Annotated in this window: 27 protein-coding genes; 8 read left to right on the forward strand and 19 right to left on the reverse strand. The window is 71.5% G+C overall.

Annotation, left to right across the window (positions count from 1 at the left end; genetic code table 11):
• Positions 1 to 3: 3 nt before the first annotated feature.
• From ACN263_RS23120 to ACN263_RS23145, 6 genes are all read right to left on the reverse strand, one after another.
• Positions 4 to 390 carry a cytidine deaminase gene (locus ACN263_RS23120; protein WP_355625161.1) on the reverse strand — a complete coding sequence of 129 codons (387 nt, stop codon included), beginning with the start codon at positions 388 to 390 and terminating at the stop codon, positions 4 to 6.
• On the reverse strand, positions 383 to 1,807 hold the full coding sequence (locus ACN263_RS23125) for a hemolysin family protein (protein WP_422740789.1): 1,425 nt from the start codon (positions 1,805 to 1,807) through the stop codon (positions 383 to 385). Before ACN263_RS23125 ends, ACN263_RS23120 begins: the two co-directional genes overlap by 8 nt.
• Positions 1,783 to 2,256 carry an rRNA maturation RNase YbeY gene (ybeY, locus tag ACN263_RS23130; RefSeq protein WP_422736440.1) on the reverse strand — a complete coding sequence of 158 codons (474 nt, stop codon included), beginning with the start codon at positions 2,254 to 2,256 and terminating at the stop codon, positions 1,783 to 1,785. Before ybeY ends, ACN263_RS23125 begins: the two co-directional genes overlap by 25 nt.
• Before the next feature lie 15 nt (positions 2,257 to 2,271).
• Positions 2,272 to 3,330: a PhoH family protein gene (locus ACN263_RS23135; protein WP_422736441.1), complete on the reverse strand. Its 1,059-nt coding sequence runs from the start codon at positions 3,328 to 3,330 to the stop codon at positions 2,272 to 2,274.
• A gap of 131 nt (positions 3,331 to 3,461) precedes the next feature.
• Positions 3,462 to 4,847, reverse strand: coding sequence for a serine hydrolase domain-containing protein (locus ACN263_RS23140; protein WP_422736442.1), 1,386 nt, complete (start codon positions 4,845 to 4,847; stop codon positions 3,462 to 3,464).
• On the reverse strand, positions 4,844 to 5,203 hold the full coding sequence (locus ACN263_RS23145) for a histidine triad nucleotide-binding protein (protein ID WP_355244131.1): 360 nt from the start codon (positions 5,201 to 5,203) through the stop codon (positions 4,844 to 4,846). Before ACN263_RS23145 ends, ACN263_RS23140 begins: the two co-directional genes overlap by 4 nt.
• Before the next feature lie 47 nt (positions 5,204 to 5,250).
• Here ACN263_RS23145 and ACN263_RS23150 point away from each other — a divergent pair, with 47 nt between their 5' ends.
• Positions 5,251 to 5,838 (forward strand): SDR family NAD(P)-dependent oxidoreductase, encoded by a 588-nt coding sequence (locus ACN263_RS23150; protein ID WP_422736443.1) that lies wholly within the window; start codon positions 5,251 to 5,253, stop codon positions 5,836 to 5,838.
• A gap of 241 nt (positions 5,839 to 6,079) precedes the next feature.
• Here the strand turns inward: ACN263_RS23150 and ACN263_RS23155 are convergent, their stop codons facing one another.
• The 3 genes from ACN263_RS23155 to hrcA form a co-directional block, all read right to left on the reverse strand.
• Entirely contained in the window at positions 6,080 to 6,814 is a 735-nt protein-coding gene (locus tag ACN263_RS23155) for a 16S rRNA (uracil(1498)-N(3))-methyltransferase (RefSeq protein WP_422736444.1), read from the reverse strand.
• 1 nt (position 6,815) lies between these two features.
• A complete protein-coding gene (gene dnaJ, locus ACN263_RS23160; protein WP_422740790.1) occupies positions 6,816 to 7,964 on the reverse strand; it encodes a molecular chaperone DnaJ in 1,149 nt (382 codons plus the stop codon).
• 73 nt (positions 7,965 to 8,037) lie between these two features.
• Complete coding sequence (hrcA, locus tag ACN263_RS23165) at positions 8,038 to 9,060, reverse strand: heat-inducible transcriptional repressor HrcA (protein WP_422736445.1); 1,023 nt, start codon at positions 9,058 to 9,060, stop codon at positions 8,038 to 8,040.
• A gap of 213 nt (positions 9,061 to 9,273) precedes the next feature.
• Between hrcA and ACN263_RS23170 the strand changes: the two genes are divergently transcribed.
• Positions 9,274 to 9,912, forward strand: a complete 639-nt coding sequence (locus tag ACN263_RS23170; protein ID WP_422736446.1) for a DUF4870 domain-containing protein — start codon at positions 9,274 to 9,276, stop codon at positions 9,910 to 9,912.
• 63 nt (positions 9,913 to 9,975) lie between these two features.
• On the opposite strand, the gene hemW is transcribed toward ACN263_RS23170, so the two are convergent.
• A complete protein-coding gene (gene hemW / locus ACN263_RS23175; protein WP_422740791.1) occupies positions 9,976 to 11,199 on the reverse strand; it encodes a radical SAM family heme chaperone HemW in 1,224 nt (407 codons plus the stop codon).
• 19 nt (positions 11,200 to 11,218) lie between these two features.
• Between hemW and ACN263_RS23180 the strand changes: the two genes are divergently transcribed.
• Positions 11,219 to 12,028, forward strand: a complete 810-nt coding sequence (locus ACN263_RS23180; protein WP_422736447.1) for an enoyl-CoA hydratase-related protein — start codon at positions 11,219 to 11,221, stop codon at positions 12,026 to 12,028.
• Positions 12,029 to 12,231: 203 nt separating this feature from the next.
• Here the strand turns inward: ACN263_RS23180 and ACN263_RS23185 are convergent, their stop codons facing one another.
• Positions 12,232 to 12,996: an SDR family NAD(P)-dependent oxidoreductase gene (locus ACN263_RS23185; RefSeq protein ID WP_422736448.1), complete on the reverse strand. Its 765-nt coding sequence runs from the start codon at positions 12,994 to 12,996 to the stop codon at positions 12,232 to 12,234.
• Positions 12,997 to 13,245: 249 nt separating this feature from the next.
• Between ACN263_RS23185 and ACN263_RS23190 the strand changes: the two genes are divergently transcribed.
• Both ACN263_RS23190 and ACN263_RS23195 read left to right on the forward strand, forming a co-directional pair.
• On the forward strand, positions 13,246 to 14,100 hold the full coding sequence (locus ACN263_RS23190) for a hypothetical protein (RefSeq protein ID WP_422736449.1): 855 nt from the start codon (positions 13,246 to 13,248) through the stop codon (positions 14,098 to 14,100).
• A 223-nt stretch (positions 14,101 to 14,323) separates the two neighbouring features.
• Positions 14,324 to 15,226, forward strand: a complete 903-nt coding sequence (locus ACN263_RS23195; protein ID WP_203149028.1) for a phytanoyl-CoA dioxygenase family protein — start codon at positions 14,324 to 14,326, stop codon at positions 15,224 to 15,226.
• Between the two features lie 50 nt (positions 15,227 to 15,276).
• On the opposite strand, the gene ACN263_RS23200 is transcribed toward ACN263_RS23195, so the two are convergent.
• The 5 genes from ACN263_RS23200 to ACN263_RS23220 all read right to left on the reverse strand — a co-directional run bounded on the left by ACN263_RS23200 (position 15,277) and on the right by ACN263_RS23220 (position 19,569).
• A complete protein-coding gene (locus ACN263_RS23200) occupies positions 15,277 to 15,918 on the reverse strand; it encodes an MOSC domain-containing protein (RefSeq protein WP_422736450.1) in 642 nt (213 codons plus the stop codon).
• 43 nt (positions 15,919 to 15,961) lie between these two features.
• A complete protein-coding gene (locus ACN263_RS23205; RefSeq protein ID WP_422736451.1) occupies positions 15,962 to 16,792 on the reverse strand; it encodes a carbohydrate ABC transporter permease in 831 nt (276 codons plus the stop codon).
• Positions 16,789 to 17,775, reverse strand: a complete 987-nt coding sequence (locus ACN263_RS23210) for a carbohydrate ABC transporter permease (RefSeq protein WP_355053197.1) — start codon at positions 17,773 to 17,775, stop codon at positions 16,789 to 16,791. The genes ACN263_RS23205 and ACN263_RS23210 overlap by 4 nt, the downstream gene beginning before the upstream one ends.
• Positions 17,772 to 19,058, reverse strand: coding sequence for a sugar ABC transporter substrate-binding protein (locus tag ACN263_RS23215; protein ID WP_422736452.1), 1,287 nt, complete (start codon positions 19,056 to 19,058; stop codon positions 17,772 to 17,774). The genes ACN263_RS23210 and ACN263_RS23215 overlap by 4 nt, the downstream gene beginning before the upstream one ends.
• A gap of 226 nt (positions 19,059 to 19,284) precedes the next feature.
• Positions 19,285 to 19,569 (reverse strand): GlsB/YeaQ/YmgE family stress response membrane protein, encoded by a 285-nt coding sequence (locus ACN263_RS23220; RefSeq protein ID WP_422736453.1) that lies wholly within the window; start codon positions 19,567 to 19,569, stop codon positions 19,285 to 19,287.
• Positions 19,570 to 20,090: 521 nt separating this feature from the next.
• On the opposite strand from ACN263_RS23220, the gene ACN263_RS23225 reads away from it, so the two are divergent.
• On the forward strand, positions 20,091 to 21,173 hold the full coding sequence (locus ACN263_RS23225; protein ID WP_422736454.1) for an IS110 family transposase: 1,083 nt from the start codon (positions 20,091 to 20,093) through the stop codon (positions 21,171 to 21,173).
• A gap of 206 nt (positions 21,174 to 21,379) precedes the next feature.
• Here the strand turns inward: ACN263_RS23225 and ACN263_RS23230 are convergent, their stop codons facing one another.
• The 3 genes from ACN263_RS23230 to ACN263_RS23240 form a co-directional block, all read right to left on the reverse strand.
• On the reverse strand, positions 21,380 to 21,664 hold the full coding sequence (locus ACN263_RS23230; RefSeq protein WP_422736453.1) for a GlsB/YeaQ/YmgE family stress response membrane protein: 285 nt from the start codon (positions 21,662 to 21,664) through the stop codon (positions 21,380 to 21,382).
• 356 nt (positions 21,665 to 22,020) lie between these two features.
• Positions 22,021 to 23,898: a translation elongation factor 4 gene (lepA, locus tag ACN263_RS23235; protein ID WP_422736455.1), complete on the reverse strand. Its 1,878-nt coding sequence runs from the start codon at positions 23,896 to 23,898 to the stop codon at positions 22,021 to 22,023.
• Between the two features lie 117 nt (positions 23,899 to 24,015).
• Positions 24,016 to 24,552: a DUF4240 domain-containing protein gene (locus ACN263_RS23240; RefSeq protein WP_422736456.1), complete on the reverse strand. Its 537-nt coding sequence runs from the start codon at positions 24,550 to 24,552 to the stop codon at positions 24,016 to 24,018.
• 61 nt (positions 24,553 to 24,613) lie between these two features.
• Here ACN263_RS23240 and ACN263_RS23245 point away from each other — a divergent pair, with 61 nt between their 5' ends.
• Together ACN263_RS23245 and rpsT are read left to right on the forward strand one after the other, a co-directional pair.
• Complete coding sequence (locus tag ACN263_RS23245; RefSeq protein WP_422736458.1) at positions 24,614 to 25,588, forward strand: phosphotransferase; 975 nt, start codon at positions 24,614 to 24,616, stop codon at positions 25,586 to 25,588.
• A gap of 283 nt (positions 25,589 to 25,871) precedes the next feature.
• Entirely contained in the window at positions 25,872 to 26,138 is a 267-nt protein-coding gene (gene rpsT / locus ACN263_RS23250; RefSeq protein WP_422736459.1) for a 30S ribosomal protein S20, read from the forward strand.
• Positions 26,139 to 26,307 lie beyond the last annotated feature (169 nt).

The following is a 26,307-nucleotide window of genomic DNA, read 5'->3' on the forward strand; positions in this document are numbered from 1 at the left end:
GGCTCACTCGGTCACCGTGCCGAGGACCGTGCCGTCCGGGGCGGCCACGTGGATCGGCGCGTCCGCCGCGAGGTCACGCACCACGGCGTGCCCCGCGCCGTCAAGCGTCGACGCCTCGGTCACCACGGCCGCCGCCTCCAGCCGGCTCGCCCCGGCGGCGACCGCCGAGGCCACCGCCAACTGCAGCGCGGTGAGGGTCAGCGAGGGCAGCGCCACGCTCGCCGCCGCGTACGTCCGACCGTCCTGGTCCCGGACCGCGGCACCTTCCACGGCACCGACCCGCGCGCGGGCGCCCCGAGCCAGGACGACGAGCTTGCCGTCCTCGGCGCTCAGCGGTGCCGGCGCACCGGGGGTGGGCCGGGCGGTGGGCGCGGCGGGGGTCTCAGGCATCGGCGGCTTGCCTCTCGTCGTCTCGGTGGTGATCGGGGTTGCCCCCGTTGCCGGCGTGGTCGCCACGCCCGGCGGTGTCCTGCTTGTCGCCCGACTCCACCCTGCTGACCAGGACGGTGTCGATCCGGTTGCGCCGGCCCGTGGTGCCCTCGGCGACCAGCCGGAGACCGGCCACCTCGGCCTGCGCCCCGGGGATCGGCACCCGCCCCAGTGACTGGGCGAGCAGGCCACCGACCGTCTCCACCTCGTCGGTGGGCAGGTCGGTGTCGAACAGCTCGCCCAGGTTCTCCACCGGGAGGCGGGCCGTGACCCGTACCGAGGAGTCCGCGAGGCGTTCGACCGGCGGGCGTTCGACATCGTACTCGTCGGTGATCTCACCGACGATCTCCTCCAGGATGTCCTCGATGGTGACGAGGCCACCGGTGCCGCCGTACTCGTCGACCACGATGACCAGGTGGTTGCGGGCCGCCTGCATCTCCGACAGCAGGTCGTCGACCGGCTTGGACTCCGGAACGAAGGTCGCCGGACGCATCAGCTCGGCCACCGGCAACTGCTCGGCCGCCGGGTCGCCGCCCCGCGAGCGGCGGATCAGGTCCTTGAGGTAGAGCACCCCGAGCACGTCGTCGACGCTCTCACCGATCACCGGGATGCGGGAGAAGCCCGAGCGCAGGAAGAGCACCAGCGCCTGGGCGAGGGTCTTGCCCTCCTCGATCCACACCATCTCGGTGCGCGGCACCATCACCTCGCGGGCGATCGTGTCGCCGAGCGCGAAGACCGAGTGGATCATCTGACGCTCGCCGTGCTCCACCACGCCACGCTGCTCGGCCAGGTCGACCAGCTCCCGCAGCTCCACCTGGCTGGCGAACGGCCCCTCGCGGAAACCGCGCCCCGGGGTGACCGCGTTGCCGATCAGGATGAGCAGCGACGCGAGCGGGTTGAGCGCGCGACCCAGCCAGCGGACCAGCGGCGCGACCGCCCGGCCCACGGCGTACGCGTGCTGCCGGCCGATGGTGCGCGGGGCGACACCGACCACCACGAAGCTGACCACGGTCATCGCGCCCGCGGTGACCAGCGCAGCCCGCCAACCCGCGCCGAAGCTGTCCACCGCGACCAACGCCACCAGCGTGGTGGCGGTCAGCTCGGCGAGCAGACGCAGCAACAGCAGCAGGTTGAGGTGCCGGACGACGTCCCCGGCCACGGCCTGGAGGGTACGGGCGCCGCGTACGCCGTCCCGGGCCAGTTCGGCGGCCCGGGCCGGCGAGACCGCGGCGAGCGCCGCCTCGGTCATCGCGATCACACCGGCCAGCACCACCAGGCCGGCCGCGAAGACAATCAGTTGCAGGTCGGGAAGGCCGGCCGTGGGGCCGACCGCGAGTAACACGGGAGTGGACATCACGGGGTACGGGTCGACCGCCAGCTCGCCAGCAGTCGAGCCTGGAGGGCGAACATCTCCCGCTCCTCCTCCGGCTCCGCGTGGTCGTACCCGAGCAGGTGCAGCACCCCGTGCACGGTGAGCAGGTGCAGCTCGTCGGCCGGGGCGTGCCCGGCGGTCGCGGCCTGCTTGGCCGCGACCTCGGGGCAGAGCACGATGTCGCCGAGCAGGGCCGGCTCGCCGCCGGCCGGGGCGGTCTCGCCCGGGCCGTGGTCGACGCTGCCCTCGTCCATCGGGAAGGCGAGGACGTCGGTCGGGCCGTCCCCACCCATCCAGCGGTGGTTCAGCTCGGTCATGTAGTCGATGTCGACCAGCAGCACGGACAGCTCGGCGAGGGGGTTGACCCCCATCTCGTCGAGGGCGTGCCGGGCGACGGCGAGCACGGCGTCGGTGTCGACCTCGACACCGGACTCGTTGGCGATCTCGATGGACAACTGCTTTCCTCTGCTTTAGCGGCGGCGGCCGGCCCGGCCGCCCTGGGCGGGTCGCCCGGGTACGGCATGGACGCCCTGCGCCTGCTGGTTCTCCCGCTCGGCGTCCCAGCGGGCGTACGCGTCGACGATCTCCCCAACCAGCCGGTGGCGCACCACGTCGGAGCTGGACAACTGGGCGAAGTGCACGTCGTCGACGCCTCCCAGGATCTCCCGGACGACCCGCAGCCCGCTGCTCGTCCCGCCGGGAAGGTCCACCTGGGTGATGTCACCCGTCACGACGATCTTGGAGTTGAAGCCGAGCCGGGTGAGGAACATCTTCATCTGCTCGGGCGTGGTGTTCTGCGCCTCGTCCAGGATGATGAACGCGTCATTGAGCGTCCGGCCCCGCATGTACGCCAGCGGGGCGACCTCGATCGTCCCGGCGGCCATCAGCTTCGGGATCGACTCCGGGTCGAGCATGTCGTGCAGCGCGTCGTAGAGCGGGCGCAGGTACGGGTCGATCTTCTCGTTGAGCGTGCCGGGCAGGAAGCCCAGCCGCTCGCCGGCCTCGACCGCCGGCCGGGTCAGGATGATCCGGTTGACCTGCTTCGCCTGGAGCGCCTGGACGGCCTTCGCCATGGCCAGGTACGTCTTGCCCGTACCGGCCGGGCCGATGCCGAACACGATGGTGTGCGTGTCGATCGCGTCGACGTACCGCTTCTGCCCGAGCGTCTTCGGGCGGATGGTGCGCCCACGGCGGGAGAGGATGTCGAGGGTCAGGACCTCGGCGGGCCGCTCGGCGCTGCCCTGCTCGAGCATGCCGACGGTACGCCGGACGGCGTCAGTGGTCAGGGTCTCGCCTTTCTCGATGAGTTCGAGCAGCTCACTGAAGACCCGCTCGGCGAGGGCGTTGTCGGCGGGGGCGCCGGTGATGGTGATCTCGTTGCCGCGGACGTGCACGTCGCTGGCGACCGAGCGTTCGACGAGGCGCAGGATCTCGTCACCCGCGCCCAGCAGATTGACCATGATCTTGGGGTCGGGCACGGTGATCCTGGTCTGCACCCGGGGCGGGCCGGGAGGTGGGGTGCCAGTCATAGGTCGGGCCGAGGGGCCCTGCGCACCTGCTCTCGATCTCGGCGCCGGCCCGGTTGGCACGGCGTGCGGACGTTACACCCATCGTATCGGTTCAACGCGGGCCGCATCGCGCCCATTTCCGCTGGCCGCGATCAACTACCGACCCGGAAGTCGTACCTGTCGAAGGTCTCCTGGTGGCGGGTGAACCGGTAGGTGGCCCAGTGCATCCGGACCACCGTCCGAGTCTCGTCGCGGGTCAGCCGGAGCAGTTCGCCGACCTCCCGGCCGGAGACCGTGCGGAACACGTCCGGCCGGTCCGGCAGCGGTGCGAAGACCGCCGGCGGGCGGCCCGGCGGGTCGCCCGCGCCCTGCGCCCGCAGCGCGCCGTCGCGCCAGGAGAAGACGTACTCGAAACCCTCGCCCCACCAGCGGCCGAGCATCCCCCGGAGGGCCGCCGGGGCGGGTTCGCCGGGCTTCCACGGCGTGATGTCGGCCGGGTCGTGCGCGACCGCCTCGGTGAGCAGCCGGTGCGGCAGGTCGAACAGCTCGGTCGCGGTACCGGACGAGCCGAGCACCGCGGCGCCCATCGCTCCGGCGGTGCCGTCGCCGCCCCGGCGGCCGTACACCCCGGCGAGGAATCCGGGCATCGCCCCGTCGTGCCCCACGTGCACCACCCGTTCGCCCTGCGGGACGAGGATCAGGCCGAGCCCGAAGCCGGCGGCCCAGAGCGTCTCGTCGGTGGTGGTCGACGGCCAGCGCATCTCGTCCAGCGTGGTCGGGGTGAGGACCGCGCCGGCCGGGTCGAGCGCCGCCGGGTCGGCGAGGAACGCCGCCCAGCGGGCCATGTCGGTCGCGGTGCTCCAGAGCTGGGCGGCCGGGCCGACCGCGCCGAAGTCGGTGGGCGGCTCCGGGTGCGCCTCGTCGGAGTACGCGTCGACCAGGAACCCGGTGGCCGCCGAGGGGCGCGGGGTCACGGTCGTGTCGGACAGCCCCAGCGGGGTCAGGACCCGCTCGGCCAGCACCTCCGCCCAACTGCCGCCGCGCAGCCGACCGACCAGCAGGCCGAGTACGGCCATCCCGAGGTTGGAGTAGTGGAAACGTCGCCCCTGCGGCAGCACCCGCTCGGCCCGGCCCAGCTCGGCCACCAGCCGGGCGCCGTCCGGCGCGTCGAGGGTGTCCCAGACGTCACCGAACGGTTCGCGTTGCAGGCCGGCGGTGTGCGAGAGCAGCCGGCGTACGGTCAGCTCGCCGTGCGCCGGCAGGTCCAGGTGCCGACCCACCGAGTCGTCCAGGTCCAGCAGCCCGTCGTCGCGGCACTGGAGGGTGAGCACCGCCGTGAAGGTCTTGGTGACCGAGCCGATCCGGAACTGGGTGTCCGACCCCAGCGCGCTGTCGGTGCCGGTGCTGCCGACGGTGCAGCTCCAGAGAGGGCGGTCGGCCCGGTGCAGCGCCGCCGACACCGCCGGAACGCGGGCGTCGGCCTGCACCCGGCGCACCAGCCGGTCCAACCGGGGGTACGCGTCGCTGCCGGCCGTCACGTCAGGTCCCGGGCGAGCATGGGGCCGAGCGGCGCACCGCCGAGCAGGTGGGCGTGCGCGTGGAACACCTCCTGCCCGCCGTACGCCCCGGTGTTGAACATCAGCCGGAACCCGTCGCCGAGCAGCCCCTCGTCCTCGGCCACCGCGGCGGCCGTGGCCAGCACCGCCCCGGCCAGCGCCGGGTCACCCTCGGCCAGGGTGGCGACGTCGGCGTAGTGCTCCTTCGGAATGACCAGGACGTGCACCGGGGCCTTCGGGTCGATGTCGCGGAAGGCGAGCGTGGTGTCGGTCTCGCGGACCACGGTGGCCGGGATCTCCCCGGCGACGATGCGGCAGAACAGGCAGTCGGATCCCATCGGGGCAGTGTAAGGACGGCAGACGCGGCTCAGGCAGGATGGCCGGCATGACGGATCGGGCGGTTCTGGTGACGGGGTCCTCGCGCGGCATCGGCCGGGCGGTGGTGGAGGCGTTCGCCGCCGGTGGGGACCGGGTGGCGATCCACCACCGCGACTCCGCCGAGGCGGCCGAGAAGCTGCGTGCCGGGCTGCCCGGGTCGGGGCACGTGGTGGTCCGCGCCGACCTCACCGACCCCGAGGCGGTCCGCAGCATGGTCGACCGGGCCGCCGAGCAGCTCGGTGGCCTGGACGTGCTGGTCAACAACGCGGGCACGTACGGCGACCGGGACGTTCCGCACCCGATCTTCGGCACCTCGTACGACGAGTGGCAGGCACGCTGGCGGCAGGTGCTGGAGACCAACCTGACCGGTGCCGGGAACGTGATCTGGTGCGCCGCCCAGCACCTGCGCGAGCGGGGTGGCCGGATCGTCAACGTGTCGTCCCGGGGCGCGGCGATCCGGGCGCAGAGCCCCTTCGACCGGGTGGCCCGGCCCGAGGAGATCGCCGCCGCGGTGCACTGGCTGGCCTCGCCCGAGGCGGAGTGGGCGTCCGGAACGATCGTCGACCTGAACGGCGCTTCGTACCTGCGCAGCTGACCGGGGGCGACAGGGCCGTCCGGGCCGGCGCAGCCCGGCGGGTCGGCAGGGCCCCCTCCGGGTCACTCATCGGATCCTTTGCTCTGCTTCAACCACCGCAACACTCAAGGGCCGAAACTGTTGCCTCCGTTGAAGCAGAGCAAAGGACGCGGACGAGGTTGCCGGTGCCGGACACGACGGCCCGATGCGGCAGCCGGACACGACCGCCGGACACGTCAGCTTGCCGCGACCGACGGTCGGGCTACCAGCGGCCGAGGCGGGTGGCGAGGACGCTGAGCGCGGCCACGCCGGCCGTAGAGGTCCGCAGCACCTCCGGCCCGAGGCGTACCGGCCGGCCGCCGGCCTCGCGGAAGGCGGTCAGCTCGGCCGGGGCGATGCCACCCTCCGGGCCGACGACGAGGACGATCTCCCCGGCCGACGGCAGGTCGACGCCGGTCAGCGGCTCGTGGGCCTCCTCGTGCAGCACGTACCCGGCGGCGGCGCCGGCGATCCGGCGGGCGACCGTGGCGGTGGACTCGTCGGGCGCGCCGGCCACGACCGGCAACCACGGCCGACGGGCCTGCTTCGCGGCCTCGCGGGCGGTGGCGACCCACTTCTCCCGGGCGCGTACGCCCCGGTCGCCGCGCCACTGGGTGACCGAGCGCGACGCCGCCCAGGGGACGATCTCGTCCACCCCGACCTCGGTCATCGCCTGCACGGCCAGCTCGCCCCGGTCACCCTTGGCGATGCCCTGCACGGTGACGATCCGGGGTACCGGCGCGTCCGCGTACCCCCGGGAGGTGACGGTGGCCTCCAGGCTGCCCCGGCCGACGGCGGTTACCACGGCGGCGGCCGTGCCACCCCGGCCGTCGGCGAGCAGCAGCTCCTCACCGACCCGCAGCCGCTGCACGGTGGCCGCGTGGTGCCCCTCGGGGCCGTCGAGCGTCACCGCGTCGCCGGTGGGCAGCGCGTCGACGAGGAACAGCGGCGCCGACACGTCAGGCGTGGCCGTTGAACGCGTCGCGCATCCGGGAGAAGAAGCCGCCCTGCTTGGTCAGCTCGGCGACCTCCTCGCCCCGGGTCTTGGCGAAGTCGCGCAGCATCTTCTCCTGGTCGGGGTCGAGCTTGGTGGGCGTCCGGACGTCCAGGTGCACGTAGAGGTCGCCCCGGCCGGTGCCGCGCAGGTGCGGTACGCCCCGGGCGCGCAGGCGCAGCGTGCTGGCCGGCTGGGTGCCGGCCTTGACGTCGACGGTCTCCTCGCTGTCCAGCGTCTTGATGGTGAGTCGGGTGCCCAGCGCGGCGGCGGTCATCGGCACGGTGACCCGGCAGTGCAGGTCGTCGCCCTTGCGGGAGTAGACGTCGTGCGGACGCTCGTGGATCTCCACGTAGAGGTCACCGGCGGTGCCACCGCCCGGGCCGACCTCACCCTGCTGGGCCAGCCGGATCCGCATGCCGTCCTCGACGCCGGCCGGAATCTTCACGGTCAGCGAGCGGCGGGTACGCACCCGGCCGTCGCCGGCGCAGGTCGGGCAGGGGTGCGGGATGGTGGTGCCGTAGCCCTGGCAGACGGTGCACGGCCGGGCCGACACCACCTGACCGAGGAAGGTGCGCTGCACGGACTGCACCTCGCCCCGACCGCCGCACGCCTCGCAGGTGGCCAGGTGGGTGCCGGCCGCCGTGCCGGCGCCCGAACAGGTGGTGCAGAGCACAGCGGTGTCGACGGTGATCGGGGCCTCGACGCCGAACGCCGTCTCGTGCAGGTCCAGTTCGAGGCGCAGGATGGCGTCCGCGCCCGGCCGGGTCCGGGGACGCGGTCCACGGCCGGCGCCGCCACCGGCGCCACCGAAGAACGCGTCCATGATGTCCTGGAAACCGACGAACGGGCCTGCGCCGCCGGGACCACCCGGGCCGCCCGCGCCCCCGCCGCCCGGGGCGAGCGGGTCACCGCCCAGGTCGACGATCTGCCGCTTCCGGTCGTCCGAGAGGACCTCGTACGCGGCGTTGATGTCCTTGAACTTCTCCTGGGCCTCCGGGTCCGGATTGACGTCCGGGTGGAACTGGCGTGCCAGCTTGCGGTAGGCGCGCTTGATCTCGTCATCGGAGGCTTCCCGGCTGACACCGAGGATGCCGTAGTAGTCCCTGGCCACTGCGTTCCGTGTCCTCATGTTCGTCTCGCGTTGCGCCGACCGGCGGCCGCAGCCGGCCGTCGGCCCTGACTGGTCAGTTCTGGGCCAGCAGCTCGCCCACGTAGCGTGCCACGGCGCGCACCATGGCGATATTGCCGGGGTAGTCCATCCGGGTGGGGCCCAGCACCCCCAGGCCGCCCACGATGGTGGCGCCCGGGCCGTACCCGGTGCTGACCACCGAGGCGGCACGCAGGTTGTCGAATTCGTTCTCGTCGCCGATCAGCACCCGGGTCGTGCTGGGCTCGGTCTCGCCGATGAGCTTGAGGAGCACGACCTCCTCCTCCAACGCCTCCAGGATGGGCCGCAGCGAACCCTGGAAGTCGAGCAGCCCGCCCCGGGTCAGGTTGGCGGTGCCGGCCAGGGCGATGCGTTCCTCGTGCCGCTCGACAAGCGTCTCCAACAGGACGGTGGAGAGCGTGGTCATGGCCGGGCGCAGCGCGACCGGCGCCTCCTCCACCAACGCCTGCACCAGGGGAGGCGTGTCCGACAGGCGCTCGCCCGCCAGCTTCTCGTTGACCAGGCGACGCAGGTCGGTGACGTCGTCGGCGGGCACCGGACCGGGCAGCTCCACCAGCCGCTGCTCCACCCGGCCGGTGTCGGCGATCATGACGAGCATCAGCCGGGTGGTGGAGATCGGCACCAGCTCCAGGTGGCGCACCGAGGAGCGGGCCAGGCTCGGGTACTGCACGACGGCCACCTGCCGGGTCAACTGCGCGAGCAGCCGTACGGTGCGGTGCACCACGTCGTCGAGGTCGACGGCCCCGACCAGGAAGCGCTCGATGGCCCGGCGTTCGGCCGGGCTGAGCGGCTTGACCCGGGACAACCGGTCGACGAAGAGGCGGTAGCCGCGGTCGGTGGGCACCCGGCCGGCGCTGGTGTGCGGCTGCCGGATGTAGCCCTCCTCCTCCAGCACGGCCATGTCGTTGCGGACCGTCGCCGGGGAGACACCGAGCTGGTGCCGCTCGACAAGCGCCTTGCTGCCGACCGGCTCCTGAGTCGAGACGTAGTCCTCGACGATGGCGCGGAGCACGGCGAGCTTGCGGTCGTCCAGACCCATCCTCCGCACCTCCTGTCGCACGTCGGCCGCCGGCCCACCCGGGCCGACGGACCGTCCTGGCACTCGACTGTAACGAGTGCCAGTCTACGTCGGCGGACCCGCCGACGCGATGATCAACGACGGCCCGTGCCACCTCGCGCGGGCCGATCGGCCCGGGCGAGAGGGCGATGTCGCTCTGGTGCGGCGTTGCTCACGGCACCTACCGTGACAACCATGACTGAACCACCTCGCCCTCCCGGCGCGGGAGACCCCGGCGCCTACCCGCCGGAACCGAATCTCCCCGGCTCGTCCTCGTCGGCCGAGCCGCCCACCGCACCACTGTCCGGGGCACCCGGCCCGGGCGGCTATCCCCCGGCCGGTGGCTATCCGCCGCCCACCGGTGACCAACCGCCGTCGGGCGGCTACCCTCCGCCCGGTGGCTACCCCCCGCCGGGCGGTTACCCGCCGGGTGGCCCGACCGGCGGGTATCCGACCGGCGGCGCCTTCGGTGGCCCCGGTGGCGGCTACGCCAACAACGAGGACAAGACCTGGGCGCTCGTCGCGCACTTCGGTGGCGCGGCCGGCGCGATCATCAGCGGTGGCGTGCTGGGCTGGATCGCCCCGCTGGTGGCGCTGCTGGCCCGGGGCAGCCAGTCCCCGACCGTCCGGGCGCACGCCGTGTCGGCGCTCAACTTCCAGCTCATCTGGTCGATCGTCGGCCTGGTCGGTTGGGTGTTGTCCTGCATCCTGATCGGTTTCATCGGCGTCGCGGCGGCCATCATCCTCGGGGCCGTGTGCGGCATCCTGGCCGGTATCAAGGCCAACGAGGGGCAGCTCTACCGCTACCCGCTGTCCGCCAACTTCATCAAGTGATCCGGGCCGGCCGCTCCCCCGGCCGGTCCGGCACACCGCCGCCGGCCGGGTGGGGTGTCCGGCTCAGGGCAGCAGGTCGCGTACGACCGCGTCGGCGAGCAGCCGGCCGCGCAGGGTGAGCACCGCCCGTCCGGCGGCGTACCGCTCGGCGTCCAGCAGGCCGTCGGCGAGGGCTCGCGCGGCACCGGCCCGGCCGGCGTCGTCGAGCACCCCCAGCGGCAGCCCACTGGCGAGCCGCAGCCGGAGCATCACGTCCTCCATGTGCGCCTCGTCCGTGGTGAGCACCTCGCGGGCCAGGCCGGGTGACGCGCCGGCGGCCAGCCGCTGGGCGTACGTCGTGGGGTGCTTCACGTTCCACCAGCGCACCCCGCCGACGTGGCTGTGCGCGCCCGGCCCGAGGCCCCACCAGTCGGCGCCGGTCCAGTAGAGCAGGTTGTGCCGGCACCGGGCCTGGTCGGTGCGGGCCCAGTTGGACACCTCGTACCAGGAGAGGCCGGCCGCGTCGAGGGCGGCCTCCGCGGCCAGGTAGCGGTCCGCCGCCACGTCGTCACTGGGGTACGGCACCTCGCCGCGCTTCATCCGGGCGGCGAGCCGGGTGCCGTCCTCCACGATGAGGGCGTACGCGCTGACGTGGTCGACCCCGGCGGCGACGACCTGCTCCAGTGTCCCGGCGAAGTCCTCGGCCCGCTCCCCCGGCGTGCCGTAGATCAGGTCCAGGTTGACGTGGTCGAACCCGGCCTCGCGCGCCTCGGAGGCGGCGGCGGTGGCCCGGCCGGCGCTGTGCGTGCGGTCGAGGATCGCCAGCACCCCCGGGGAGGCGGACTGCATGCCCAGCGAGATCCGGGTGTAGCCGGCCGCCCGCAGCCGCCGCAGCGATTCCGGGGTGACCGACTCGGGGTTGGCCTCGGTGGTCACCTCGACGTCGGCGGCCAGCCCCCAGGTGCGGTCGATGCCGTCGAGGATCCGGGCCAGGTCGTCGGCGGGCAGCAGGGTGGGCGTGCCGCCACCGACGAAGACGGTGTCGACCCGGGGCGGCGGGCTGTCGCCGAGCACCCGGGCGGCGAGCGCCAGCTCGGCCAGCACGGTGTCGGCGTACGCCTCGCGGCTCGCGCCCCCGCCCAGCTCGGCGGCCGTGTACGTGTTGAAGTCGCAGTAGCCGCAGCGACTGGCGCAGAACGGTACGTGGACGTACACGCCGAAGCCGCGTGCGCCGACCGCCGTGGTGGCGGTGGCGGGCAGCGAACCGTCGACGGGGACGGTCTCACCATCTGGAAGGACGCCGGGCATGGCCACTAGTGTGCCCGGCATGACCTCTCCCGACGTGCTCGTGCGGGTCGCCACGGCCCGCGGGGTGACCACCCTCACCCTGGACAGCCCGCACAACCGCAACGCGCTCTCCACCGCGCTGATGACCCAACTGCTGGCCGGGCTGGCCGACGCGGTGGCCGACGACCGGGTCCGGGTGATCGTGCTCGACCACACCGGGCCGGTCTTCTGCTCCGGCGCGGACCTGAAGGAGACCGCCGCGGCGTACGCCAGCGGCACCGTGCCCGCCGGCATGCTGGGCGACGTGCTGGCGGCGCTCTGGGAGTGCCCGAAGCCGGTGCTGGCCCGGGTCGCCGGGCCCGCGCGGGCCGGCGGACTGGGCCTGGTCGCCGCCGCCGATCTGGCGGTCTGCGCCGACGAGGCGACGTTCGCGTTCACCGAGGTCCGCATCGGGGTGATCCCGGCGGTGATCTCGGCGACAGTGCTGCCCCGGCTGCACCCCCGCGCCGCCGCCGAGCTGTACCTGACCGGGAACACCTTCGACGGGCGGCGGGCCGCCGAGGTCGGCCTGGTGACGGCCTCGGTGCCGGCCCAGGAGCTGGACGACGTGGTGCGGGGCTACTGCGACTCCCTGGTCCGGGGCGCGCCCGGCGCGCTGGCCGGCACAAAGGATCTGCTGCGCCGGCCGGGCACCGCCGAGCTGCGCGCTGAGCTGGCCCGCCTGTCCGCGCTCTCGACCGGCTACTTCCTCTCCGACGAGGGCCGCGAAGGGGTCCTGGCGTTCCGGGAGAAGAGGCCGGCGCGGTGGGTTGCCGCTCTGGACGGTGGTTCGGCTGATCACGCCGGGTAGGACCGGGGGCGTCGCCCGGTCGCGGTGATCGCCGGGCTGCCGGGTGCCCATGCCCTCCCGCACGTCCTTTGCTCTGCTTCACCGGACGCAACACTCGAGGGCTTCAAGTGTTGCGTCCGGTGAAGCAGAGCAAAGGTTCTCGATGAGGGCCGGGCCCCGCCCGGAAGGGGCGGGGCCCCGGCGCGGCAGTGCCCCGAGGTCGGTCACCACGCGCTCGCGCCGCCGTCGACCGCGTAATTGGCGCCGGTGATGTACGACGCCCGGTCGGAGGCGAGGAAGACCACCAGTTCGGCGACCTCCTCGGGGCGGGCGAACCGCTTCAGCATCGTCTTCGCGGTGATCGCGTTCCGGGCCTCCTGGTTGTCCCCCAGGTCGCGGTCACTGGCCGGGGTGAGGATGGGCCCGGGACTGACCGCCACCGCCCGGATGCCGTGCGGCGCCCCTTCGAGCGCGAGCTGCCGGGTCATGCCGATGACGCCGGCGTTCGCCGCGGTGTGGCCCACCATCGGCGGGACGTGACCCGCGATCATCCCGGCCATCGAGGCGGCGTTGATGATGACGCCGCCGCCGCGCCGCACCAGGTGCGGCCAGGCGAACTTCGACACCAGGTACGGGATGTCGAGTTCACCGGCGATCGTGTACCGCCAGTCCTCGACCGAGAAGTCCGGCAGCGGGCCGAACCGCAGCGCGGCCGCGTTGTTGTAGACCACGTCGAGCCCGCCGTAGGCGGCCACGGCGTCCTCGACCAGCTGGCGGACCTGTTCCGGGTCGGTCAGGTCGACGGGCGCGATGCTCGTCATCTCCCCACCGGCGGCGCGGACGAGGTCGACCGTCTCGGTGTTGCCGTCGACCTGGATGTCGGCCCCGACCACCTTGGCGCCCTCGCGGGCGAAGGTCAGCGCCGCGACGCGCCCCAGACCGCCGCCGGTGCCGGTCACCAGCACCACCTTGCCGTCAAGCGTTCCCATCGCACTCCTCCTCGCTCCGCACGTCCGATTGACGTGTCAATCGGGAAAAGCCCGTGACCAGGCAATATCTTCCGCCGATTGACGGCGGGTGACGTGGCAGACACGATCTCCAGCGGCAGGTGAGTTCGGCGCGGGAGCGGGAACGTCCCGATCCGTACGCGACGGCTGAGCGGAGCCCGAACCGGTCGAACGACCCGGACGACGCCGACGGGGACGTACGCTTGTCGAACTGTCGATCAGGAGGTGTGGGTGCGAACTCGGGCAGCCGTGGCGGGCGGAGTGGTGCTCATCCTCGTCGCCGTGATCGCGATCTGGCTCGTCCTCAAGCGGGTCGGGGACGAACTGCGGCTGCCGCTGGCGGGGCGCACCTGCACGGTCCAGGCCGACGGCCGGGTGGTCCTGGACGTCGAGCAGATGGCGAACGCGGCGACCATCGCGGCGATCGGCGTCCAGCGCGGCATGCCCGAGCGCGCCGTGGTGGTCGCGCTGGCCACCGCGTACCAGGAGTCGGGGCTGCGCAACCTCGACCACGGTGACCGCGACTCGCTCGGACTGTTCCAGCAGCGCCCGAGCAAGGGCTGGGGCACGCCGGAACAGATCCGCGACCCCCGGTACGCGACGAACAGGTTCTACAAGGCGCTCAAGAAGGTGCGCGGCTGGGAGAAGATGCGGGTCACCGACGCCGCCCAGCGGGTGCAGCGCTCGGCGTTCCCCGAGGCGTACCAGAAGTGGGCCGACGACTCCGAGGTGCTCACCAAGGCCCTGCTCGGCGACGCCGGCGAAGCGGTGGCGTGCACGGTGGGGCGTACCCCGGTGATGCACGGCGCGGCGGCGGCCGCGCAGTTGACCCGCAACCTGGCGCTGGACTGGGGTGTGTCGAACGCCGACGAGGCCAGCCAGACCGGGCTGGCGGTGGCCGCGCAGGACCAGCGCGACGGCTGGCGGTACGCGCACTGGTTGGTCTCGCACGCCCAGGACCACGGGGTGAAGCGGGTCCGCTTCGGCGACCTGGAGTGGACCGCCCGCAACGGCACCTGGGGCCGGGTGACCGGCGCGCAGGGCCCCGCCGGCCAGGTGGTGGCCGAGGTCTTCGCCGAGGGCTGACCGAACCCGGATCTCTTAACCGGCAGTGACCGCACAATCGGACAAACATCCGTAAACCTGGCCGGCGACCACGTAGATGTGACTCCCCGCACTGGTTCCGCTGCACGCGGTCCGGCCCCGGGCCGTACGGCCGCCGCTCGCCCTCCCGCCGCCCCGGCACGCGCGTTACGATCGGCGGCCTGTGCCAGAAATGGTTTCACCTCATGGGGAGGGGTACGACGCGGTGTTCGATTACGGCGACCGGACCGGCTACGAACCGATCAGCGACACTGACCGCAAGGAGTTCCACGAGCAGGGCTTCCTCCTGCTGCGCAACGTCCTGACGGAGGACCACCGGGCGGCGCTGGAGGCGGCGGTCGACCGCGTCTACGCGGAGGAGCAGGCCAAGGGCACCACCAAGAAGGACGGCACCCTGCACCTGCTGGGCTTCCTGGAGCGCGACGAGCTCTTCGGCGAGCTGCTCACCCACCCGATCGCCTTCCCCTACATGTGGGGGCTGGCCGGCTGGAACATCTACACCCACCACAACCACCTGGACGTCACCCCGCCGGCCGCCGAGCCGGAGAAGCCGTACTGGGGTTGGCACCAGGACGGGTACCGGCAGAACTCCGACCCGGAGACCATGGACCCGAACCTGCCGCGCCCGATGTTCTCGCTGAAGGTCGCGTACGTGCTGTCCGACCTGTCGGAGACCGGCCGGGGCGCCACCAAGGTCATCCCGGGCAGCCACCTGTGGAACTCGCTGGACCGGCCCAAGGACCTCAGCGTGCACAATCCGGACCCGGAGGGCACGGTGGAGATCACCGCCAACCCGGGCGACGCGTTCATCTTCGACCGCCGGCAGTGGCACTCGCGCTCGACGAACCTGTCGACCATCACCCGCAAGATGCTCTTCGTCGGCTACACCTACCGGTGGATCCGTCCGCTGGACGAGCTGCACCCCGACGTGAACGGCGAGTGGTACCGCAACCGCACGCCCGTGCAGCGCCAGCTGATCGGTGAGGGCACCCACACCGCCAACTACTGGGGCATCAACTGGGACGGGTACGTCGACGACGAGATCCCGCTGCGCAAGGAGCTCAAGGAGCGCGGTCTGCTCGACCGCAGCATCCCCTGGCTGCGCTGACGTACAGCTGGGAGGAAGGCCCTCGGTTCGCCGGGGGCCTTCCTCGTACTTCAGCCGCGACCGGCGAGGCGGCGGCGGACCTTCTCCCGGATCGGCTCCGGCAGGTCGGGTGCCTCCAGCAGTCGGGGCAGCAGCTCCGGCTCCAGGCTGGTGGCCCGGAACACCTCGCCGATGGTCACCCCGTGCGCGGGCCGCTCGACCACCTCGACCGGGTCCCCCGCGCCCACCTCGCCCTCGCGCAGCACCCGCAGGTACGCCCCCGGGGCAGCCCGGACGGTGAACCGCTTGATCAGATCCGGTACGCCCCAGAACCCGGCGAACGTGGTGCAGGGCGTCCGCGGCTTGGTGACCTGGAGCAGGGCGGACCCGATCTGCCACTGCTCGCCGATCACCGCCCCGGTCACGTCGACCGCGTACGTGGTCAGGTTCTCCCCGAAACCCCCCGGCCCGATGCCGCGGCCGAGTTCGGCGGACCACCAGGCCGCGTCCTCCTCGGCGTAGGCGTACACCGCCTGGTCGGGGCCACCGTGCACGGCACGCTCGCCGATGAAGTCACCGGCCAGGCCCTCCGTCAGCAGCGACACCGGCACGTCCACCGGACGCTTGTCGATGCCGCTGCGACCGCTCGCGTCGCCGGCCCACTGCGCCTCGGTCACGATGCCGAGGTTCACCGCTGCCACCCTGCCCGTCATGCCGGCAGCCTAGCGGTGACCCGTCCCGACGAGCCCCGTGTGGTCAGCCCTTGACGGCGCCGGCCACCAGGCCGGAGACCATCTTCCGCTGCACCAGCAGGAAGAAGATGATGACCGGCAGGGTGAACAGCGTGGAGGCGGCCATGACCGGCCCCCAGTTGGTGTCGTCGCGGCCGAAGAAGAAGGTCATCGCCACGGGCAGGGTGTAGCGCCCCTGGTCGTTGATGAACGTCAACGCGAAGATCAGCTCGTTCCACGCGGTGATGAAGGAGAAGATGCTGGTGGCGACCAGACCGGGCGCGACGAGCGGGAACAGCACCCGGCGGAAGGTCTGGGCCCGGCTCGCGCCGTCGATCGCCGCCGCCTCCTCCAGTTCCTTGGGCACGGCCGCGACGAACCCGCGCAGCATCCACACCGCGAACGGCAGCGAGAAGCCGAGGTACGTGAGGATCAGGCTGGGCAGGGTGTTGTAGAGCCCGAGCCGCTGGATCATCAGGAACAGCGGGATGACCAGCGCCTCCAACGGGATCATCTGCACGATCAGCAGCATGATCAGGAAGCTGGTCCGGAGCTTGAACCGGAACCGGGCCACCGCCGTCGCGGCGAGCAGCGCGACCAGACCACTGAGCACCACTGTGGACACCGCGACGATCGCGCTGTTCACGAAGAAGTCGAGGAAGGTCACCCCGGGGATCAGGTTGCCGGTGAGGATCTCCCGGTAGTGCGCCAGCGTCGGATGGGTCGGCACCGGCTGCGGGGTGGACGAGAAGATCTCGCTGCTCGGCTTCAGCGACGTCGAGATCATCCAGTAGACCGGGAACGCCGCGAAGAGCGCGACCAGCAGCCCGGCGGCGTTGAGGGCGACCTTCTTCACGACTCGTCCTCCTGCTTGAGCACCATCCGGACGTAGAAGCCGGTGACCACGAGCAGGATCAGCGTGAGGATCACCGCGATGGCCGCGCCGAGTCCGTACTTCGGCGGCGGCGAGAATGCCTCGGCGTACGAGTAGATGGAGAGCATGAACGTCGGCCGGTCCTGGGTGCCACCGGCCAGCACGAACTGCTGGGTGAAGACCTTGAAGTCCCAGATGGTGGAGAGCACGATCAGGATCCCGAAGACCGGACGCAACAGCGGGAAGGTGATCTTCCAGAAGACCCGCCACGGGCTCGCGCCGTCCACCCGCGCCGCCTCGTGCAGCTCACTCGGCACGCTCTTGAGGCCGGCGAGCACGCTCACCGCGATGAACGGGAACGAGTGCCAGACGACCACCAGGGTGAGGATGGCGAAGAACAGCAGGGGCGAGTTGAACCAGCCGTAGCCGGTCCAGTCGCTGCGACCGAACAGGGCGTTCGAGAACCCGTCCGGCAGCGCGTTGAACAGCCAGGTGACCAGGCCGCTCGTGTCGTCGAAGATCCACTTCCAGACGATCGTGCCGGTCAGCGCCGGGGTGGCCCAGGCGAGCATCACGCAACTGGCCACGAAGGTCGCCATCTTGCGGCCGAGCCGGTTGAGCAGCAGGCCGACCAGGGTGCCCAGCACCATCGTGAGCAGCACGTTCGCCGCGGCGAACAGCACCGTGTTGCGCAGGACGGTCAGGAAGAACGGATCCGAGAGGATGTCGGTGTAGTTGCCGAGCCCCACCCACGGCCACTCCCGGTCGCCGCGCAGCTGCCGGACGCTGTTGAGCCGGTAGAAGGACATCGCCACCACCTGACCGAGCGGCCAGAGCAGCAGCACCCCGATGATGACGAGTGCGGGCAGGAGCAACAGGTAGGGCAGGCGGTCGACCCGGCGACGCCGCCGCGCGGGGTTCTCCCGCGCGGCGGACGTCTCCGGCACCTCGGTCAGCGTGGTCACTTGGAGTTGAGGATGCTTTCCATCTCACCGGCCGCGTCGGCGGTAGCCTTCTCGACCGTCTTCTGACCCTTCATGACCGAGCTGTTCATCGCCTGGGTCACCGTCTTCGTCCGGCTGACCTCCACCCACTTCGGGGTGAGCGGCGTGAGCTTGGTGTTCTGCATGGTGGTGGCGAAGGCGCCCATCACCTTGTCGTTGGCGTACGTGTCGCTGGCGACCAGATCCTTGTAGACGGGGAAGAACCCGAGGCTGCTCGCGAAGCTCTGCGCGTTCTTCTTGTTCAGCAGCACGGTCAGGTAGTCCCAGGCCAGGTCCTGCCGCTCGCTGTCCTTCCAGATCGCCACGTCCGAACCACCGGCGAAACCGGGCGCGGCCTTGCCGTCCGGGCCGGGGATCGGGAACGTACCCCAGACCTTCTCGATCTCGGGGTTGTCCTTCTTGATGGCGGCCTGCTGCCAGCTACCGGCGAACGCCATGGCGGCCTTGCCGGTGGCGAACTGCGTCCGCGCGTCGATCTCGTTCCAACCGGCGGCGGCCGGCGGGGCGACCTTGTGGACGGTGACCAGGTCGGTCCAGTACTTGACGGCCCGCTGCGCCTCCGGCGTCGAGTAGCCGGACTTCCACGTACCCCCCTGGTTGGTGGCGATCTCCGCGCCCGCGCCCCAGAGGAAGGAGTAGAAGGGCAGCTCGGAGTTGCCCGGCAGCGCGATGCCGTAGGTGCCCTTCTTCTTCGCCTGCACAGCCTTGGCGACGGTCACCAGGTCGTCCCACGTCTTCGGCGGCTGCACACCCGCCTCGGCGAACCAGTCGGTGCGGTAGTAGATCGCCCGCACCCCCGCGTACCAGGGGACGCCGTACTGCTTGCCGTCGAGCTGCGCGTTGCGCACCAGGTCGGGCAGCAGGTCCTTGCCGTCCGCCCAGCCGCCCATCCGACCGCTCACGTCGGCGAGCGCCTCCTGCGCGGCCCAGCCCTGGGTCTCGGTGTTGCCCAGCTCGGTGATGTCCGGGCCCTCACCGCCGGCGAGCGCGGCCTGGAACTTTTTCGGCGCCTCCAGCCAGGGGATGTACTGCACCACCACGTCGGTGTCGGGGTGCTTCTGCCGGAACTCGGTCTCCACGCTGTCGAGGAAGGCGTTCTGGGCGTCGCCGCCCTCGCCCATCATCCAGACCGTGAGCTTGCTGTCGTCGGTCGCTTCCTCGCCGGAGCCCCCACAACCGCCCATCACCATGGCCACCGAGGCCACCACGGCGGTGACCGGGGCCAGCCGCTTCCACCTGTTCACGCCACATCTCCCCTCGCGCCGCCTGGAACTAACCTTCTCCGCCGCACCTTAGTACGAAGAAATCCTTTACGACAGTGGGCGGGCAGGCCGAAGCCTGGCGACCGTATCGCAGGTCGCCGACGCGAGGAGCCCGTGGAACCGGGCCGAATCCGGGCAGGATGCCACGAAAGAGCGCCCGGCCAGCCGGCCGGGCGCTCTTTTCGGGTCCTGCGGTGATGCCAGGTTGTTACCGGGTGACGCGGCGGCGGCCACCCACACCGGCCACCAGCGCGACCGCGATCGCCGCGACCACGACCTGCACCAGCAACTCCGTCCAGTCCACGCCAGCGGTCTCGGTCGCGATACCCATCGCCCGCGCCAGCACGGTGCCCAGCAGAGCCGCACCGATACCGATCAGCAGGTGCAACCAGATCGGCATGTTCTGGCGGCCCGGAACAACCAGGCGGCCGAGCGCCCCGACGATGAGACCAACAACGATGGCAGTGATGATGCCCCACACGGTGAGCTCCACGGTCGCCCTCCTTCAAAGAATGTCTGACACACAATGTGTGCTTCCTGTCGTGACCGCTAAGTTCCCGACCCACCAAAAATCCAAACCGCTTTGAACGCCCAGACGATCACGACTTGGTGAACACAGGCACGTACCCCCGCGCCCCGGGCCCACGCCCCACACCCCGCCGATCTTGCACTTTGTGTTGTCGGTAGGAGTGGGATGCCCCCGTATGTCGCAGCAGCAAGTGCAAGACGCTTCTATGTCGGTGGTGATCGGTTCGGCTGGTTGCCGTTAGGTTCGGCGTCGATGATCGCTTGGGTGACTCATTGCCGATCCGGCCGCTCGGAGTGCGGGCGTGCCTTGTGCAAGACCTGTCCCCAGGTGGTCGTCGGCGCCGGCCCGGCCCACCTTGCTGGCCTGATCAGAAGCCTGCCCGTGCGAGCACACGTGGCCCATCACAGATTTGCCGCCGAGGTGACTGCATCCCGAGCCGACGCCGACTGTCCCAGTCGTGTCTGGCAAAGGGAGCAACAACTGAGATGGCACAGATCGTAGAGCGGGTCACGGATCGCTATGACGTGGTGGTGGGGGTGGATACCCACACCGACACGCACACCGCGGCGGTGCTCGACCGGTTCGGAGCGGTGCTGGCGCAGGTCACCGTGTCCACCGACCCGGACGGGTTGAGCCAGCTGCTGGCCTTCGCCGCCACGCACACCCCATCGCACGGGCGCCGGTTATGGGCGGTGGAGGGCACCCGGGCGCACGGTCAGGGGCTGTGCCGACTGTTGAGCGCTGCCGGTGAACCGGTCTGCGAGGCACCCAAACCCGTCGCGGCGACCCGCCGCCGGGGCGGCAAGTCCGACCAACTGGACGCGGTCGCCGCCGCCCACGCCGTGCTGGCACTGTCCACCGACCGCATCACGGCACCCCGCAGCGACGGACCACGCGAGGCGCTGCGTCTGCTGCTGGTCTGCCGCCGCCACCACAGCGACACGCGCACCGCCACGGTCAACCTGGTCAAAGCGCTGATCCTGACCGCCGACGACGCCCTACGCCACGCCATACAAGGGCTCAGCACCACCCACCAGATCGCCCGTCTGGCCGCCCTCGACCTGCCCGACAACACCCACCCGCCCACCGAGGAACACACCCGCCGCCGCGAACTGGCCACCCTCGCCCGTCACATCCACACCCTCGACGCCGCACTGACCGACAACCACCGACGCCTACGCACCCTCGTCACCGAACTCTGCCCACCCCTGCTCGACCAACCCGGAATCGGACCCGTCACCGCCGCCATCGCCCTCACCACCTGGTCACACCCCGGCCGCGTCCGATCAGAAGCCGCCTACGCCACCCTCGCCGGCGCCGCCCCCATACCCGTGGCCAGCGGCCGCACCGACCGACACCGCCTCAACCGCGGCGGCGACAGAACCCTCAACAGCGCCCTGCACACCATCGCCCTGACCCGCCGCCGCATCCACCCCGAAACCCGCGACTACATCAACCGCCGCCGCGCCCAAGGCCGCACCACCAAAGAAATCAACCGCTGCCTCAAGCGCTACATCGCCCGACAGCTCTACCGCATCATCACCACCCACCACCGCACCGCCACTTGACAACCCCACTCACAGATCGGCGCAGGTGGGGTGAGCCACGGCCGGGGACCACCAGGACCAGGGTCGGGCACGATCTTGCGCGGGACGGGGGCCGGGCCCGCGGGCGCGCGACGCCTCGGCGATCCGGGTTCCGCAAAGCACCGAGGGCGCTCGGCCTGATGGCCGAGCGCCCTTCGAAAGTGTTGCGGTGCTACAGGTGTGCGGTGTTACCGGGTGACGCGGCGGCGGCCACCCACACCGGCCACCAACGCGACCGCGATCGCCGCGACCACGACCTGCACCAGCAACTCCGTCCAGTCCACACCAGCGGTCTCGGTCGCGATACCCATCGCCCGCGCCAGCACGGTGCCCAGCAGAGCCGCACCGATACCGATCAGCAGGTGCAACCAGATCGGCATGTTCTGCCGACCCGGAACAACCAGGCGGCCGAGCGCCCCGACGATGAGACCAACAACGATGGCAGTGATGATGCCCCACACGGTGAGCTCCACGGTCGCCCTCCTTCAAAGAATGTCTGACACACAATGTGTGCTTCCTGTCGTGACCGCTAAGTTCCCGACCCACCAAAAATCCAAACCGACTCACCCGCACAAGAAGTCGCCGGCGTCGATGCCGGACGGCTGCGTCGGTTGGTCCGGTGTCACGTCCACACAGGTCAGACAACATGTTGCCCACAGCAACAACCCGACCCCCACCTCCAAAAAAAATCCCCACCCTGCCCCGGTGATCAAGAGGTTCGCGTCAGGATCCGGGCTTCGGATGACGCGAACCTCTTGATCACCGGGGGGAGCGGGTGGGGTGGGGTGGGGTGGGGTGGGCCGGAGGGCCGGGGGGCCGGGGGCCGGGGTTACTTCTTGCCGGTGGGTTTGGCGTCGCCGGAGTCGGAGGAGAGGGCGGCGATGAAGGCCTCCTGGGGGACCTCCACCCGGCCGACCATCTTCATCCGCTTCTTGCCCTCCTTCTGCTTCTCCAGCAGCTTGCGCTTACGGCTGATGTCACCGCCGTAGCACTTGGCGAGCACGTCCTTGCGGATCGCGCGGATGGTCTCCCGGGCGATCACCCGGCTGCCGATGGCCGCCTGGATGGGCACCTCGAACTGCTGGCGCGGGATCAGGGTGCGCAGCTTGGCGGCGATAGTGACGCCGTAGTTGTACGCCTTGTCCTTGTGCACGATGGCGCTGAACGCGTCCACCGGCTCGCCGTGCAGGAGGATGTCCACCTTCACCAGGTCGGACGCCTGCTCGCCGGAGGGCTCGTAGTCGAGTGAGGCGTAGCCCTTGGTACGGCTCTTCAACTGGTCGAAGAAGTCGTAGATGATCTCGGCGAGGGGCAGCGTGTAGCGCAGTTCCACCCGGTCGGCGGAGAGGTAGTCCATGCCGAGCAGGCTGCCGCGCCGGCCCTGGCACAGCTCCATGACCGCGCCCACGTAGTCGTTGGGCGTCAGCACGGTGGCCCGCACCACCGGCTCGTACACCTCGGCGATCTTGCCGGTCGGGTACTCGCTCGGGTTAGTCACCACGATCTCGGCACCGTCGTCCTGAATCGCCCGGTACACCACGTTGGGCGCCGTGGAGATCAGGTCGAGGTTGTACTCGCGCTCCAACCGCTCCCGGATGATCTCCAGGTGGAGCAGGCCGAGGAAGCCGCAGCGGAAGCCGAAGCCGAGCGCGCCGGAGGTCTCCGGCTCGTAGTCCAGGGCGGCGTCGTTGAGCTTGAGCTTGTCCAGGGCCTCGCGCAGGTTCGGGTAGTCGGACCCGTCGATCGGGTAGAGGCCGGAGTAGACCATCGGCTTCGGGTCCTTGTACCCACCGAGGGGCTCGGCCGCCGGCTGGCTGTTGATGGTGACCGTGTCACCGACCCGGGACTGCCGGACGTCCTTCACGCCGGTGATCAGGTAGCCGACCTCGCCCACGCCGAGGCCGTCGGCCTTGACCATCTCGGGTGAGATGACGCCGATCTCCAGCAGCTCGTGCACCGCGCCGGTGGACATCATCTTGATCCGGTCGCGGGCGCTGATCCGCCCGTCGACCACCCGGACGTAGGTGACGACGCCACGGTAGACGTCGTACACCGAATCGAAGATCATGGCCCGGGCGGACGTCTCGGCGTCGCCGACCGGTGGGACGAACTGCCGGACGATCTCGTCGAGCAGGTGCGGCACGCCCTCGCCGGTCTTGCCGGAGACCCGGATGCAGTCGGCGGGGTCGCCGCCGATGAGGTGGGCCAACTCCTCGGCGTACTTCTCCGGCTGGGCGGCCGGCAGGTCGATCTTGTTGAGCACCGGGATGATGCGCAGGTCGTTCTCGAGCGCCAGGTAGAGGTTGGCGAGGGTCTGCGCCTCGATGCCCTGGGCGGCGTCGACGAGCAGCACGGCGCCCTCGCAGGCGGCCAGCGACCGGGACACCTCGTAGGTGAAGTCGACGTGCCCCGGGGTGTCGATCATGTTGAGCACGGCCTGCTCGCCGGCCCGCTCGCCCTCGCGGATGGTCCACGGCATGCGAACGGCCTGGCTCTTGATGGTGATGCCGCGTTCGCGCTCGATGTCCATCCGGTCCAGGTACTGCGCGCGCATCTGCCGGGGGTCGACCACGCCGGTGAGCTGCAACATCCGGTCGGCCAGGGTCGACTTCCCGTGGTCGATGTGGGCGATGATGCCGAAGTTCCGGATGCGACCGGGGTCGGTGGCACCAGGGGCGTTCGCGCCGGGATCGAGCTTCGGTGGCACAGCGGTCCGTTCTGGTCGGCTGACGTGAACAGGCCGGCGCGCCGCCGACCCCCTCCATGTTCCCACGCCGCCGGGGTACGCCCACTGCGCGGGCGACGGATCGGTCCCCGGGACGCCTCACTCCTCCGGCGGCTCCACGAAGAGCGCGGCCAGCCGGGGCAGCCGACGGTGGGCCTCGTCCTCGTCGTCGAAGTCCCAGAAGTCGTTCAGGTCCGGCGTCCGGATCGGCTCGCGGTCCGTCGGCAGCTCCGCCGCGGTGGCCCGGCGGTACGCGTCCCACGGCACCGCCAGCATCTGCTCGGCGGAGAACTCCTCGCCGCTGAGCGAGGCGGCCCGCACCTGGGGCAGTTCGGCCAGCGAGTCCGGGTCGCCGACGGCGCGGGCGAACACCGCCCGGCCCTGGGTCATCAGCCAGCCCCGGAAGTGCTCGAAGCCCTCCGCCGAGGCACCACCGTTGATCAGGTACGCCGCGCCCCACAGGTCCGCCTTGTGCGAGGCCGCCAGCACCTTCGCCTGGTGCTGGGCGTACCCGACGATGTCCTCCGGATCGCGCTCGGCGAGCAGCGCCACGGCCCGCGCGGCGACCGGCCCGGGCTCACCCCCGCCCCCGGCGCGGGCCTGGTCGATCAGCTGCCAGAAGTCCTCGGTCCTCATGGCTTGGCAGTCTGGCAGTGTCGCCGCGCGCCGCGCACGGACCCCGGGGCAGCATGGTGGCATGTCCTCCCCGTCGCCGTACCACGCGGGCGCGCTGCGCCCGTCGTGGTCCGAGCTGCCGGCGGCGCTGCGGGCCGCCATCGCCGACCGGCTCGGCGCGCCGGTGGTCACCGCCCGGATCGCCGCCGCCGGCTTCACCCGGGGCTTCGCAGCCGTGCTGCACACCGCCGACGGTGGCCGGGCCTTCGTCAAGGCGGCACCCGCCGTCGCGCAACCGCACCTGGTGCAGGGGTACGCCCGGGAGGCCGCGATCCTCGACCGGCTGCCGGCCGATCTACCGGTGCCCCGGCTGCGGTGGACGCTGGACGCGGCCGGCTGGTTCGCGCTCTGCGCCGAAGCGGTCGACGGCCACGTCCCACGCCTGCCCTGGACGCGTGCCGAGCTGGACGCCACCCTCGCCGCGTACGCCGAGGTCGCCGCCGCGCTCGCCGACCCACCGACCGGCCTGACCGCGCTCGGCCTGCCCCGCCTGGCCGACCTGGCCCGCTCGGACATCCTGTGGTGGGAGGAGGTCGCCGCGGGTCGGGAGCCGCCACCGGCGCTGCCCGCCGCCGCCCGGGGCCGACTCCCGGAGTTGGTGGCGCTGGAGTCCCGCCTCCCCGGGTACGCCGAGGGGGCGACCGGCGTGCTCCACGGCGACCTGCGGGTGGACAACGTGCTCGTCGACCCGGACGGCCGTGCCTGGCTCTGCGACTGGACCTGGGCCTGCACCGGGCCGGCCTGGTTCGACCTGGTCACCCTGCTGCTCACCGCGTACGGCAGCGGCCTGTACGTCGACCGGATCTTCGCCGCGCAGCCGGCCAGCGCGGGCGCTCCCCCGGACGCGCTGGACGCCACCCTCGCCGCTTTGGCCGGCTACTACCTCACCGGGGCGGACGCGACACCGGTGACGGCCTCGCCGCACCGGGCGGCGCACCAGCGGTCCAGTGGTGCGCAGGCCCTCGACTGGCTCGCCCGCCGGCAGGGCTGGCGGTGACTGCGCTGGTATCCCCCGGTGCGCCCGAGGCTGGTATCCCCCCGCGCGCCCGAGCCGTGATCCACTCGGGTTCCGGGAAGTCGGGCAGTCAGCGGACGGCGGATACCCTGGCTTCCAGGAAGCCGAGTGGATCACGACCCGAACGCCCGGGTGCACGCGGGCGGCGGAGCCGTTTTGGCTCGTCCCGGGCGACCTGGTAACCTGGCTCTTCGCGCGGCGATGACTCATGTCGTCATGTCGCGCACAAGCTGACCAACCCGAGCTATCAAGACGAGGCTGTCGCGTGGCGAACATCAAGTCCCAGATCAAGCGCAACCGGCAGAACGAGAAGGCCCGGCTGCGCAACAAGTCGGTCAAGTCGTCGCTGAAGACCGCCGTCCGGAAGTTCCACGAGGCTGCCGAGGCCGGTGACGTCGAGAAGGCGACCGCCCTCATGCTGGACGCCTCGCGCAAGCTGGACAAGGCCGTCAGCAAGGGCGTGATCCACGCCAACCAGGCCGCGAACCGCAAGTCCGCGATCGCGAAGCGCGTGGTTGCCCTCTCCGCCTGACGCTTCACCGTCAGACTGCTTCGGAAAGCCCCGGACCCTCGGTCCGGGGCTTCCGTGTGTCCGCGAACGCGCGGCAGTGATCACCGACCGGCGCACGGCCGGGGCCCGGCGGTCGGCACGGCCCGGGCCCGGCGGTCGGCACGGCCCGGGCCCGGCGGTCGGCACGGCC

The organism is Micromonospora sp. WMMD729 (assembly GCF_049315225.1).
GTDB lineage: Bacteria > Actinomycetota > Actinomycetes > Mycobacteriales > Micromonosporaceae > Micromonospora.

Coding starts and splice junctions, on each gene's coding strand:
- ACN263_RS23120 (WP_355625161.1), bottom strand. CDS start 390: ATGCCTGAGACCCCCGCCGCGCCCACCGCCCGGCCCACCCCCGGTGCG.
- ACN263_RS23135 (WP_422736441.1), bottom strand. CDS start 3,330: ATGACTGGCACCCCACCTCCCGGCCCGCCCCGGGTGCAGACCAGGATC.
- ACN263_RS23145 (WP_355244131.1), bottom strand. CDS start 5,203: ATGGGATCCGACTGCCTGTTCTGCCGCATCGTCGCCGGGGAGATCCCG.
- ACN263_RS23150 (WP_422736443.1), top strand. CDS start 5,251: ATGACGGATCGGGCGGTTCTGGTGACGGGGTCCTCGCGCGGCATCGGC.
- hrcA (WP_422736445.1), bottom strand. CDS start 9,060: ATGGGTCTGGACGACCGCAAGCTCGCCGTGCTCCGCGCCATCGTCGAG.
- ACN263_RS23170 (WP_422736446.1), top strand. CDS start 9,274: ATGACTGAACCACCTCGCCCTCCCGGCGCGGGAGACCCCGGCGCCTAC.
- hemW (WP_422740791.1), bottom strand. CDS start 11,199: ATGCCCGGCGTCCTTCCAGATGGTGAGACCGTCCCCGTCGACGGTTCG.
- ACN263_RS23180 (WP_422736447.1), top strand. CDS start 11,219: ATGACCTCTCCCGACGTGCTCGTGCGGGTCGCCACGGCCCGCGGGGTG.
- ACN263_RS23185 (WP_422736448.1), bottom strand. CDS start 12,996: ATGGGAACGCTTGACGGCAAGGTGGTGCTGGTGACCGGCACCGGCGGC.
- ACN263_RS23200 (WP_422736450.1), bottom strand. CDS start 15,918: ATGACGGGCAGGGTGGCAGCGGTGAACCTCGGCATCGTGACCGAGGCG.
- ACN263_RS23225 (WP_422736454.1), top strand. CDS start 20,091: ATGGCACAGATCGTAGAGCGGGTCACGGATCGCTATGACGTGGTGGTG.
- ACN263_RS23240 (WP_422736456.1), bottom strand. CDS start 24,552: ATGAGGACCGAGGACTTCTGGCAGCTGATCGACCAGGCCCGCGCCGGG.
- ACN263_RS23245 (WP_422736458.1), top strand. CDS start 24,614: ATGTCCTCCCCGTCGCCGTACCACGCGGGCGCGCTGCGCCCGTCGTGG.